Raw genomic sequence first — 13,316 nt, 5'->3', positions numbered from 1 at the left:
CGCCCCGCAATGTTAGCGAGGCGATCAATTAAATTAAAATGATGCAGTTAAAATGCCCTACTGACGACACTTCTGAGCATCAAAATCAACGACGATGGCGGCATTCTCAAAGTCACCAGATACTTTAACGTAGCCCCAGTAGTTACTCTGATTTGACAACGTAATACACTCTCCATTACCAATATTATCTGACCATCCGTGAAGATTAGTATCATCCGGCCAACCAGAGTTACTGTATTCAAGCTTTAGGTTGCCCGTACCATTCCCCGTCGTTATCGCCAGATTTGAGCTCTCATTCACCGCTGGTACGCTCAGCCACATGGTTTGTTGATTTGCCAAGCAAACTGGTTCTCCTGCTGTTAAGCGCCCACCGCTTACTTTACTTTGCACCGCGCAGTCTTGTGGCAATGTGTCATTACCGCCCAACGCTGAGATAACAACAGTATGAGTGGCGGTTGCCGTCAAGCCTTCACTGTCTGTCACACTTAGGCTGACCGAATACTCCCCTTCACTCCCATATTGGTGCGTCGGCTTGGTTTGTGTACTTGTCGAGCCATCACCGAAGTCCCATAAGACGCTGACGATCTTCCCGTTTGGGTCTGTACTGTTTTCACTGCTAAATGTAATGCTTTCACCGACTTTCCCCTTGTTGTTTGCGGTTATGACTGCATTAGGTGCACCATTTGAAACAAGGGCTTGCTGCCACTGCTCAAACTCACTTTGATACAAATTCGCCCATTGGGTGATCGTGGCCTTGTAATTGCTCCAATTCCCTTGGCGTGTTTCCACCAGCATTTGGTTTACGTCATCTTTATGATTTTCAAACATAAAACGTACAGCTAAGTACCCCCAACGATAAATTCGATCGACATCAAACCCATCATAAGTAGTCTCGAAAATCTCACTTAAGGTATATGTCGAGCCGTCTAAAATCGTCTCAAGTGCTGCTTGGTTGTCATTTTCTTGAGCGACGTACTCTGCAATGCCTTCACTCCACCACACTATTTTTTCAGTTGGATGACTAAACCCTCCATAGAGATCAAATCGACCATCTAAGTAATGCACGTATTCGTGCTCTAGGTTCCAGACAAAGTGATCCGCGTTCGCATAAGAGGCTTCATAAGCAATAAAGTTGGGAATATTCCCCGGCTGGGAAGGGTCACCCTCCAAGTACATACCGCCATTGTCAGTACTAATATCGAAAATTGGCCCTGCGTACTTACCATAATCAGTGCTTGAATCGAAGATATTGACTTGGAGCTGAGTGTTGTGGTCATCTTTTACTGGCTGTTCACCCGTTTCTAAAGACTGATGAAAGTAACCCTCTTCGTAACCCATTTTAGAACATGCAGCCGCGTGTTGCTCTTGCGTCATATTCTGGGACAATATTCGAATTGTCGGACTACAGGTATAAGTTTGCGATAGCACCAAGCCTTTTAGCTCAGTTTCGAAATTACAAATTCCGAACTCACTACAATCTGCGTAATATGAGGCGGTGTCCGCCGCCGCAAGCCAAACCGCGTCACCCCGACCATACATTTCATACTGTTCAAAGATTCGACTCAGCTGACTCTTCACCACAGAACTCGCGTTACCCGCATACTTGGTCAAACGCCCGAGCTCTCGCCCCGCATTCGCGGCCATGAACTCATCTTCAGCACCGATTGATGACGCCCTTAGAGCAAAATCGCCTAAAGCTTTGGCAAGGTCCGTTTGGTTGCCAATTATTTGCACAAATTGCTCGTTCCACTGCCCACCAAACAAAATAGTGAAAACACCATTAACCGCATTGCGCATATACCAGTGCTGGGCGTATTGATCATTCCAACGTGTAAGCCACTGGGTCACTTGCGGTAAGTACGCGTGCTGCAAGCCCGCACTATCCATCGTGATGATAACTTCACTAAGCACTTTGCCATGACGATCGCTGTTCTCGTAGAAGTTTGCGTTGTTAACAAACGCATCCACGGACTCTTTCACCGCAGGGGTGACCCATTCAATAAATGAGATGTTGTCATTGTAAAACTCGGCGTAATAACCCGCGCGTAAGTATAAGAACAACGTTTCTAGTTCATCGCTCCCGCCACCTGTATACCCCTTCGCCAATGTCGTAGTGTGCTTAGCGATGTTGTACATATGATCGGAGCTAAATACCGACTCTTGAATCCGACTTTCAGCAGAGAATAACTGGTTCACACACGTCGCGCCCTGACTTAAAATTTCGCTGATCAATTGGTTACTGCTTTCGGTAACCAATGCCTCCAAATCACAAGCAGTGCTCGACTCATCAAGGCTTTCAAGTGACTGTACTCGAGTTGCCTTAGAGGGCTGAATTGGGAGAGTTGCGGTTGGTTGGTATTCAACTCGATTGGATTCAACACCGTGTGTATGAGCCGAATGTGCATGTTGCTCTGTAACTTGAGAAACTGGCTCGCTTAACGCAAATACGCCAGTGCTGGTTAATGTTGTCGCAATCGCGACACTCAAAATCTTCAGTTCCATCTAATTTCTTCTATATTGAGTTTTCCTTAGATGCATTACGTCTTTTGCATCGCCACTGCCCTTATTACTGCAAGAGCATCTCCATATAATCTACTCGCAAGACAAGAAGAAACATTTTGTTAACAAATAGATGTGGCGGTATCAGTTTTTGGTACCAGAAGGAACACGGAGTGAGCTTTTAAAATTCGTATTTGTTAAAAAATAGAGGTGAGCTAGAGAAGAAACGTGTAGTTAAACGAGTATACCCAGCACGTTAAATGGCTAGGTATACTCCAAAGCGGGTCGGTAAAAATTCGCGAATCAAAGCCCCTGCAGAAGGAATCGGGCAATAGGCGAATACTTTGTAGGTTCTAGGCTGCTTTGTGGTCGAAGAGTGCGGTAATTTGCTCTTTTAACGCGTGCAAAAATTCGGTATTTGGTGTGTTTTCAAGGTACATTTCATACTCTTTAGAGTTATAAAAGTACTCATGTGCAGATGCGTTAAGGATCTTACTAAAAGATAGTGTTTCCAACTCGTCTTCAAGGGAACGACTGCTCAGTTCACCATATCCTAAAGCGCTATCCTCAGCGAATTGGGACTCAATGTTGCTGACATATAAAGCACAATCCTTAATACAGAACTCGACATTACTTATACGTTGCTCGATGTCTTTGAGCTGATCACTGTTCCATTTAGACTTCTCTTGCTCAAGCTTATCAATAAGCCCACTTTCACGAAGCCTTGAATTGTTATCTTTAATTCTTAGTAGCTCATCAAGCACTTTATTAAACTCAGTTTCAGCTCTAAGTCTTAAGATTTCCAACTCCTTGGAGAACAGCTTTGCTTTAAGTTCACTCGCTTGGTACAAGCCAGAGATAGCAGTATTTCTTTTAACTCCAAACATAAAAACCCACCCAAAAGATACTTATTAAAAAGTAGCACACAAAAAGCCAGATAGAAGACGCAAGGTTTTCGTCATTAGGCTACATTCTACGAACGACACTCGATTGTAGCGCAATAAACAGAATTTTCATCACCATGAAACACATACTATTTGAATGAAAATCACACAGTTACTTTGATAAAAGTATTTATTTCAGAAAGAGTAAGACGTGAGTATGTGATGATGTATATTGACGCTTCAAAACAAAAAACGCCCACACTCTACTACCTAAGTCAAACACTAATGTCAGAAACTGGACAAATCACTCACTATTTACAGTAATAAGAAGTCACTGTTTCATTGAAAATCAAAGTGTCAACATAAAGATGGGAAGTAACCGAATCATAGACGGCATCGCTGATGAAACGTTAGAATGCCACTACTTTAATAATCTTCCATAATATTTATGACCGACGCTGATATTGAGCTACAACACCTTTGGTTAGAAGTCCAAGCCGAACGCTGGCAAAACCTGCCACGCTTTTTATTCAGTTACTACTGCTACAAGCACAACCTTGTCAGTAAAACCAACAAAGTTTGTTGGGAGACGGCACGTGCAACACTGCCCGCTTCAACATCAATAAAAGAGCGAAAAAAGGCGGTGGTTGAACCGTTAGTCTCTGAGGAAACCGTCGTTGGATTATTGAAAGCCATCAGCAAAGATGGGGAAATGACATTTGACGTGATGGTAACCACACTTAATACATTTTTGCACTATGTTGTGATTAGCAAGGAAGAAAAAGCCCGACTTAAACCAAACATGCCAGCTAGTTGGTATCAGCGATCAAACAAGTCGCCTTTGGCACGTTTCGAGCAGGCTGGCATTAATCTACAAGAGTGACATGTCAGTCATCGCTGACGATAAACACAAAATATAAGCGCCTACAATGAGGCGCATTTGGTCAAAAATTGAGGAGCCCCTAAACAAAAGTGCATAGCGAGCAACAAAGAAAAAGTTTGGTTATTCTTGAATGCCTCGAATGCGTACATTACGCCTACGTAGAACTTCTAAAGTCACGAGCAAACACACCGACATAAAAATCAGCAACGTAGCGACCGCCAATATGGTCGGACTAATTTGCTCTCGAATTCCTGACCACATCTGCCTCGGAACGGTTTTTTGTTCTGCCCCAGTCAGGAATAACGCCACCACAACCTCGTCGAACGAAGTGCCAAAAGCAAACAAGCCGCCAGATATCATCCCTGGACGAATCAGCGGAAAGGTAATGTGTCTGAAAGTATAAACAGGGTTTACGCCTAAGCTAGCCGCCGCTTTTACCAAGCTATGGTCAAAGCCGCTTAACGTCGCAGTAACGGTAATGACGACAAAAGGCGTACCTAACGCAGCGTGTGCCAAAATGACGCCTAAATAAGTTTGTGACAAGCCAAGGCGTGTGTAGAAAAAGTACATCGCAGCAGCAGAGATAATGACTGGTACGATCATGGGTGAGATCAACAGCGCCATAATCGTATTACGAAAAGGCAAGTTACTACTTGCTAAACCCAACGCCGCCAGAGTTCCTAGCCCTGTTGCAACGAGTGTCGCCATAAAAGCAATGAACGTGCTGTTTTTCAGCGCCAACAGCCACTGATCACTAGTAAACATTTCTTGATACCAGCGAGTAGAATACGCTGCCGAATCAAGGTTTAGCATCCCCTCGGTAAAAGTAAAGTAAGGCGTTGCATTAAACGATAACGGGATGATGGTCAGAATCGGAGCGATTAAAAAGAACAGCACCAACCCACAAAAAACTAAGTAGCCTGCGTAAGCGACTCGCTCTACTTTTGATGCATAGTTTGGTAATGCCATGGTTATCCTCCTACCTTAAGGTTATTCATGCCAACCACACGGTTGAATATATAAAACAGAACCAGTACAACGAACAAAAGCAGTCCACCCAATGCGCCAGCCATCCCCCAGTTCAGTGATGTCTGCATATGATAGGCAATCATATTGGATATCATCTGTCCGCTTCTTCCACCAACCAAAGCGGGCGTAATGTAGAAACCAATAGAAAGAATGAAAGTGAGCAAGGCCCCCGCACCTATCCCCGGTAACGTAAGCGGCATATAAACTTTGATGAACGCAATGAAAGGCGTCGCGCCTAGAGAACGAGCGGCACGGAAATAAGTTGGGCTAATTCCTTTCATTACGCTGTACAGAGGCAGGATCATAAACGGCAGCAGAATGTGAACCATAGACACCACCGTTCCGAAGGTATTGTGAATCATCTGAATTCGTTCGGAAGTAAAACCCGACCAAATAAGGAGATCATTAATGACCCCTTGGTTTTGCAGCAGAACAATCCAAGACGTGGTTCTGACTAATAATGACGTCCAAAATGGCAGCAGTACAATGATTAAAAGTAAGTTCGCGCGCTTATCAGGTAAATTGGCAAGCAGGTAAGCAACGGGGTACGCCATCACCAAACAAATTAAGGTGATTGAAATAGACATCCAAAAAGTTTTAAAGAAAAGGTCGACGTATATTTGGCGTTTTTCTGGTTGGGGCTCAATGTCTCCAAACTCATTCACTTGCAAGTCTAGCGCAGCAAGATAATGACTGAATGTTAGTGCGCCACTAAGATTCTTAAACGCCGCCCAATATTTAGGATTAGTCCATCGCTTATCAAGCTTGGCCAACTGTGTCACCGAGCTAGGCAGCGACGTCAAACGAGACAACTTTCTACCTGTTTTCATCAATAAGCTGCGCATACCAGACTCTTCAATATTCATCCGGCTGGCTATTTTCGGTAGCTCTTTGCTTTGATAAAGCGCAAGTACTTCAACAGAGAATGCCTCAATGACTTCTTGATGAGGCTGACCTTGATAATCCCAACTTTCCAAGGCTTGAATAGTTTGTGGCAGTGACTGGGATATTTCTCGGTTATCCACGCTTCGATAAAGCATGTCGAGGATAGGAAAAGCAAACGTAAGCAGAATAAAACACACCAATGGCGTTGTGAGCATAATGGAGCGAAGCTTTTTTCGGCGCTCCGCCTTTTGCAACTGCGCTTTAAGATTGGTTTCTTGTTGATGAACTTGACGTTCGATTTCCAATACAGAATCTAATGCGGTTAGCTCTCGACTCATGCTGCTACCTCGCTACTTTGAGTTTGTGTCCCATCAAGAGCATGGCAATCGTCACTTTGCCAACCAATACGACAAATTGAGCCAGGCGTTAACTGCAAGTGTTTACGATTATCGTTAGGTACTTTAACGATGAAGTGACCAACGCTCTCTACTTCGACGACCAGACGATAATGATCACCGTGATAAATCAATTCTCGTAAGACACCCGAGACTTGGTTCTCACAAGACGCTTTCTCTGGTTGAATAACAATCTTTTCTGGTCGAATGGAAAGTGTTGTCCTCTGCCCTTGCTCAGAGACTCTGACAGGTTTCGCAGTAAATAACTCTTTCCCAACGAGCACTTGGCAATACTTTCCGTTCCACTCTTTGACTAAACCTAAGAGTTGGTTGTTTTCTCCAATAAACTGCGCAACAAACGTATTACTCGGAGATTCATAAAGCTCGGTTGGTGTCGCGAGTTGTTGCACTTCGCCGTGATTAAAAACCGCAATACGGTCGGACATAGTGAGAGCTTCGTCTTGATCGTGCGTCACATACAAAATGGTAATGCCAAGCTTTTCATGCAAATGTTTAATTTCCATCTGCATTTGCTCGCGCAGCTGCTTATCTAACGCGCCTAGTGGTTCATCCATCAACACGAGTTTAGGCTCAAACACTAATGCTCGCGCTAACGCGACGCGCTGTTGTTGACCACCTGATAACTGCTTTGGGTATCGAGTCGCAACATGCTCAAGCTCGACCATTTCTAATGCACTCTGAACTTTGCTTTGAATCGTGTCACTGTCGAGTTTTCGCACTTTTAAAGGAAACGCAAGATTCTCAGCAATGGTCATATGTGGAAACAACGCATAGTTTTGAAACACCATACCAATATCACGCTTGTGCGGCGCGAGATGATTGACAGGAACGCCATCGATATAAATGTTTCCACCGGTCGCAGTTTCAAAGCCTGCTAGCATCATCAAGCAAGTGGTCTTGCCCGATCCTGACGGCCCCAACATAGTAACGAACTCTCCAGGAGCAATATCTAAGTTGAAGTCTTTCACCACCAAATTCGTGCCATCGTAGGTTTTCTTAACGTGTTGAAAGCTGACATAGTCCTTGTTTTCCGTGCTCATGACTTCCCTCTTCTCATTTTTTGAATATTACGAATGAGTAGAGCGTCAGTTAACGCTCTACTAAACAGCACAATTACAGATTGTATTTGGATAGGTCTAAGCGGGTTTCTAACGCATGTTCAACCATTTGAATGACTTGTTGACGCTCTTCACCTTGTAAGAGTTGGCGTGGCGCACGAACTTGTTCAGAGCCACGTCCGCAGACTTGCTCGGCCAATTTTATGCACTGAACCAGCGTAGGAATGGTGTCTAAACGCAGTAGGGGTAAGAACCAACGGTAGATCTCTAACGCTTCAGCATAACGACCTTGGCTTGCCAGTTTATAAATCGCAACGGACTCTTCTGGGAATGCGTTGGTTAAACCAGAAATCCAGCCGGTCGCACCTAGCATCAATGATTCAAGAGCGATGTCATCAACACCACTGAACACGGTAAAGCGGTCATCAAATTTATTGTAAAGCTCGGTGATACGACGAGTATCAGTGGTCGACTCTTTGATAGCTACAATACTTTCAAACTCAGCCAGTTTCGCCATGATATCGAGGTTTACATCGACACCATAAGCAACCGGGTTGTTGTAAATCATGATTGGCATTTCTGGCGTTGCTTCTGCTAGCGTGCGGTAATATTCGAACGTTTCGCTCTCAGACGTGCGGTAAACCATGGCAGGCATCACCATACAACCATCGATACCAATTTTGTACGCATCCTGCATGTAATCAACAGCTGCTGTGGTAATAGACTCTGCTGTACCAGCAATCAAAGGCACACGGCCATTTACGACTTCTTTTGCCGCTTGCAAAACCTGGCGTTTCTCCTCCGGGTACAACGCGCAGTTCTCACCGACAGTACCCAAGCAGATAATGCCATTCACACCATCTTTAATCTGGTTGTCTATAACGGTTTGCGTTGCGTCTAAGTCAATTGACTGATCTTGACGAAATTGCGTACTGACCGCCGGATAAACACCTTTCCAATCAATTTTCATGAACTACTTTCCTTATATGTATATTATATGCAATTTAAATGAACGAGCGAAAATGCTCAGACATGGCTATCTATGCCATTTTCTAACAACACCGCCTTTACAGCGGCCAAATCAGCCAAAGCACTGCCAACTGATTTGTATAAAGTAATGACCTCATCGTTTTGACGTCCTGAGATTTGTTGGGCGCAAAGCTGCGGTAATTCCCCTTTGATATCGTCTGACGTGAACACGCCCTCTTGAATTGGAATGAGAAGATCGCCCGCTTCGGCTAATACATTAATACGGCTATCAACATACACCTGTGCTCGTTGCACTGCTTCGGAGTCGCATTCACGCTTATCCAAGTCATGATTACCGACCAAATCAATATGGGTGCCCGGCTGCACGTCTGCGCCATTAAACAAAGGCTCTGCTGATGCGGTAATACAGCTGATGATGTCAACGTGTTTGATAACGTGGTCCACATTTTCTACGACTGAAACACGGAACCGACGCTCATCAGGAAGCGACTGATACTCTGAAGATGACACAATGGCATCTACCGTCGCCTCGGCTTTGTCTGAGTTACGCCCCCAAATATAAACCAGCTTAAGTGGGCGAACCGCAGCGTATGCCCACGCAAAATAAGGCGCAAGATTGCCCGTTCCGAAGATCAACAGACGATCAGCATCGGGACGCGCTAAATAGTCCGCTGCCAACGCAGAAGCTGCGGCGGTGCGCCAAAACGTTAAAACTTTACCGTCCACGAGTGCGAGCGGCTCACCATCGTTTCGTCTGAAAACAAGCAGCTTAGATGCAAGCGTATCTTTGCCTTGCTCGGGATTATGCGGGAAATACGTAAAGGCTTTCACCGCAATCAACTCCTGGTTCCAAGCTGGAAGTAGCGCAAACGCCTCGTATTCTCCCTCTTCTAAGGGCATGACTCGGCGTTGAGGTATTGTTGCTGGCCGCGAGTACATTTCACGCATCGTTTCAATAAGAGACTCCATTGTTAAACATTGCGCGACTTGCTGTGCTTCGATGACTTTCATCATTTCTCCGAAAACATAAATACAGTTGAGGAAAAGTACGGAACCTCACTTATGGATGAAAACTTGGCCCCATACACAAATTAACGCCTAGTTAAGCAGCCAGGTATTAAACTCTTCATTTAGTTCATCTGCGTAGTCTGACCACCATTCATCGTTAATCAGGAAGGCGGTTTGGAAGTTTTGAGGTGCGGTAGGAAGGTTCGCTAAAATGTCTGGGTTCACCTCCGCCGAAGACGACTTACGCGTAGGCCCATAGGCAACGTACTTAGCTTGATCAGCTAATGGTTTTGTTCCTGAAGAAAAAGCAATGAAGTCCAATGCAAGCTTTGTGTTCTCACTCCCTTTAGGTATCGCCCATCCATTCATGTAACCCATTTGACGGTCCCATATAATCCGAAATGGTTGACCTTCATCTTTACGGGCATTGTGAATTCGGCCGTTAAACGCCGAGGCGATCACCACTTCTTTGTCTGCAAGCATTTGAGGTGGCTGGGCTCCTGTTGTCCACCACAGCACTTCTGATTTGATCGTATCCAACTTAGCAAACGCACGCTCACGCCCGGCTTCGGTTTCGAGCAGGCTGTAGACCTCTTCTGGTTTTACACCATCAGCCAATAGTGCCCACTCAAGATTACCCTGAGGTTGTTTTTGCAATGCACGTCGACCTGGAAAAGTTTTTAGGTCAAAGAGATCGGTCAACTTGCTAGGCAAAGCCTTACCTTTAAATGCGTCTTCGTTCACCGCTAATACTGTGGACACAACGATGGTATTGATTGCGCATTCGTGAATCGCACCATCAATGAAATCCTCTTGTGCTGGTGTTCCATCTGCGCCCGGAGGCAAAATACTTGGGCTCACTGGTTCTAGTAACCCTTCGGTGCAACCACGAACAATGTCTGGCTTGTCGAGAGAAACCAAATCCCAGCGCACGTTGTTCGCTTCCACCTGCGCTTTAATTTCGGCTAATCCGCCGCTGAAATCCTCGGATACGATCTCGACACCTGTTTTTTTAATGAAAGGCTTGTGATATGCCTCCACTTGGCTCTTGGTGAATGCACCACCCCAAGATACGACCGTCAATTTGTCTTCAGCATAAGCAGAGGTCCCCAACAGCATTCCTGAAATCAACAGCGCCAATGGTGCTTTGGTCATTCGTGACATGTTTTACTCCTTTTGGTTGTTTTCTGGAGGCATCCGAATACGGCTGTTGGACACCATCTTTGTTAAAATTAAGTTAACATTAGCATTTGATATATTTTATACAATATTTAATATTAAATTTTCAGGCGAATCGTTGTAGTGAAAAAGGTGAAAGATCAATCGATGTCGGCTTTCCTTCGATAAGCTCTAAAAGGAGATCTGCCGTAATCGCCGCTTGAGTTAATCCAAGGTGTTGGTGGCCAAATGCCAGTAATACATTTCCATCCCAAATGCTATCAATAACCGGTAACGAGTCGACTGTTGAAGGCCGATTACCCATCCACTTTTCTCCTTGCTTGAGTGGATGTAACCCCGATTCAAACATCTCATCACCTAACTTAAAAAGCATTTTTGAACGTTTCATATTGGGTGGTGACTCTACATCGGCATACTCAACAGTGCCTGCCAAGCGTAGCCCACCAGACATCGGAGTCATGATGAATTTTCTATCGGCAGAGCTAATAGGAAATGGCAGTACATCATGCTTGTCGTCCACCATTAGGTGATAACCTCGCTCGGCTTGAATAGGCACTTTGACTCCGGTTAGTTGCCGTATCAAAAGCTTAGAATGTACACCAGCGGCAACAATGATTCGGTCAAATGAATGTGTTTGAGACTCAACCAACACATCACCATTTTTCTCCAACGCAGATACACCTTTTTGTAAAATCTTACCGCCAAGAGCTTCAAAAGCTTCACTTAGCTCAACACAGATCTGATAAGGGTCTAGCGTATGTCCTGTATCGGGAAAAAAGACTCCGACACGAACCTTATGGCTGAGATCAGGTATCCGCTTTCGAATCGCCTCTTGCGTCCAAACTTGATACGCCACACCGTTTTTAGCCAGTGAGTTAAGCGTACTTTGGTAGTCTTTAAACAGTTTCTCGTTTTCAAAAGTGAGCAATGAACCATTCATTTTTATTAGATGCGCTTTTCCGATTGAATCAAGCACGCCACGCCAACTTGCCACTGACCGCTCGTTAAGAGTTTTAATCGCGTTTTTTGCCTGCTCCGCGGCTGATGGCTTTGTTTGTAATAGAAAACGAATCATCCACCCGATAGTGCTTGGAATATCTTGCCAACGGATCGAAACCGGACTTTTGGGATCTAGCAGCATTTTAGGTAATTGTGGAAGCAGCGCTGGCGTTGCAAGAGGGAAGATTTGCTCAGTCGCGATATGACCTGCATTTCCCTTAGAGCATCCATTCCCCACGCCATTGGGATCAAAAATCGTGACTTGATAACCTTGCTGCTGCAACTTCAATCCAATTGATAAGCCGATAATCCCCGCACCTATCACGGCGATCCTTTCCTTTTTGGTTTCATCCTTGACCAACATAAATATGCTCCGAGTCACACTTGAAAACGTAGATTGTATACAATATATTTTACATTACGTTAACATCACTATTGTTTAATTCAACCATTTTTTCAGCAAGGAGCGAAGAATGAGACAAGGAACTTTTTTCTGTATTGATGCCCACACCTGCGGCAACCCAGTTAGGCTGGTAGCAGGTGGTGTGCCTCCACTCGAAGGCAATACCATGAGCGAAAAGCGCCAATACTTTCTGGAGCATTATGATTGGATTCGTCAGGCACTCATGTTTGAGCCTCGCGGCCACTCAATGATGTCGGGGTCCGTTGTCTTGCCTCCTTGCAGCGATAACGCAGACGCTTCAATTCTGTTTATTGAAACCAGTGGCTGCTTACCAATGTGTGGCCACGGCACCATTGGAACCGTCACCACCGCTATCGAGAATCGCCTTATCACTCCCAAAAAAGAAGGTCGTTTGATACTTGATGTCCCAGCAGGACAAATCGAAGTGCACTACCAAACAAAAGGTGACAAGGTCACGTCGGTAAAGATATTTAACGTACCAGCTTACCTTGCCCACCAAGACGTAACCGTGGACATAGAGGGCTTAGGTGAGCTCACCGTCGATGTTGCTTATGGCGGAAACTATTACGTAATCGTCGACCCTCAAGATAACTACGCCGGACTTGAACACTACTCTCCAGATGAAATTTTGATGCTTTCTCCAAAAGTTCGCGAAGCGGTATCTCGAGCGGTTGAGTGCGTACATCCAGAAGATCCAACAGTGTGCGGTGTTTCTCACGTGCTATGGACCGGAGAGCCCACTCAAGAAAACGCCACCGCTCGAAATGCTGTGTTTTACGGCGACAAAGCGTTGGATCGCTCGCCATGTGGTACGGGCACTAGTGCGCGCATGGCGCAATGGCATGCAAGAGGCAAACTCAATCAAGGAGAAGACTTTGTTCACGAAAGTATCATCGGCAGCCTATTTCAAGGACGTATAGAAGGCATTACCGAAGTGAATGGCAAAGCCGCTATTTTGCCAAGTATTGAAGGATGGGCACAAGTATACGGTCACAACACGATATGGGTAGACGATGAAGACCCATATGCGTACGGATTTGAAGTGAAGTAATAAGGATAGTA

The 13,316-nt window shown here is 45.1% G+C and carries 11 protein-coding genes; 2 read left to right on the top strand and 9 right to left on the bottom strand.

The annotated features are described in order from the left end of the window. Window positions 1-57: 57 nt before the first annotated feature. Entirely contained in the window at window positions 58-2,502 is a 2,445-nt protein-coding gene (locus tag NB463_RS20655) for a collagenase (RefSeq protein ID WP_053807322.1), read from the bottom strand. A gap of 350 nt (window positions 2,503-2,852) precedes the next feature. Beyond that, entirely contained in the window at window positions 2,853-3,386 is a 534-nt protein-coding gene (locus NB463_RS20650) for a DNA repair protein (protein ID WP_258432551.1), read from the bottom strand. A gap of 445 nt (window positions 3,387-3,831) precedes the next feature. Here NB463_RS20650 and NB463_RS20645 point away from each other — a divergent pair, with 445 nt between their 5' ends. Then, on the top strand, window positions 3,832-4,266 hold the full coding sequence (locus tag NB463_RS20645) for a hypothetical protein (RefSeq protein WP_258432550.1): 435 nt from the start codon (window positions 3,832-3,834) through the stop codon (window positions 4,264-4,266). Between the two features lie 120 nt (window positions 4,267-4,386). Here NB463_RS20645 and NB463_RS20640 read toward each other — a convergent pair whose 3' ends face one another. From NB463_RS20640 to NB463_RS20610, 7 genes are all read right to left on the bottom strand, one after another. Further along, entirely contained in the window at window positions 4,387-5,235 is an 849-nt protein-coding gene (locus NB463_RS20640) for an ABC transporter permease (RefSeq protein WP_053807319.1), read from the bottom strand. A 2-nt stretch (window positions 5,236-5,237) separates the two neighbouring features. Next, window positions 5,238-6,518 (bottom strand): ABC transporter permease, encoded by a 1,281-nt coding sequence (locus NB463_RS20635; protein ID WP_258432549.1) that lies wholly within the window; start codon window positions 6,516-6,518, stop codon window positions 5,238-5,240. Further along, the gene (locus tag NB463_RS20630) at window positions 6,515-7,636 is read right to left on the bottom strand and encodes an ABC transporter ATP-binding protein (RefSeq protein ID WP_258432548.1); all 1,122 of its coding nucleotides are present in this window, start codon (window positions 7,634-7,636) and stop codon (window positions 6,515-6,517) included. Before NB463_RS20630 ends, NB463_RS20635 begins: the two co-directional genes overlap by 4 nt. A 73-nt stretch (window positions 7,637-7,709) precedes the next feature. Beyond that, complete coding sequence (locus tag NB463_RS20625; RefSeq protein WP_005377851.1) at window positions 7,710-8,624, bottom strand: dihydrodipicolinate synthase family protein; 915 nt, start codon at window positions 8,622-8,624, stop codon at window positions 7,710-7,712. A 56-nt stretch (window positions 8,625-8,680) separates the two neighbouring features. Further along, window positions 8,681-9,655 carry an ornithine cyclodeaminase family protein gene (locus tag NB463_RS20620; RefSeq protein WP_258432577.1) on the bottom strand — a complete coding sequence of 325 codons (975 nt, stop codon included), beginning with the start codon at window positions 9,653-9,655 and terminating at the stop codon, window positions 8,681-8,683. Between the two features lie 87 nt (window positions 9,656-9,742). After that, window positions 9,743-10,816, bottom strand: a complete 1,074-nt coding sequence (locus NB463_RS20615) for a polyamine ABC transporter substrate-binding protein (RefSeq protein WP_258432547.1) — start codon at window positions 10,814-10,816, stop codon at window positions 9,743-9,745. A gap of 121 nt (window positions 10,817-10,937) precedes the next feature. Further along, entirely contained in the window at window positions 10,938-12,194 is a 1,257-nt protein-coding gene (locus tag NB463_RS20610) for an NAD(P)/FAD-dependent oxidoreductase (RefSeq protein WP_258432546.1), read from the bottom strand. Window positions 12,195-12,303: 109 nt separating this feature from the next. Here NB463_RS20610 and NB463_RS20605 point away from each other — a divergent pair, with 109 nt between their 5' ends. Continuing rightward, a complete protein-coding gene (locus NB463_RS20605) occupies window positions 12,304-13,305 on the top strand; it encodes a 4-hydroxyproline epimerase (RefSeq protein ID WP_048626298.1) in 1,002 nt (333 codons plus the stop codon). The last annotated feature ends 11 nt before the right edge of the window (window positions 13,306-13,316 follow it).

Origin of the sequence: Vibrio sp. RM-41-2B, from assembly GCF_024744415.1 — a bacterium.
GTDB lineage: Bacteria > Pseudomonadota > Gammaproteobacteria > Enterobacterales > Vibrionaceae > Vibrio > Vibrio diabolicus.
This window is presented reverse-complemented; position numbering and strand designations above follow the sequence as displayed.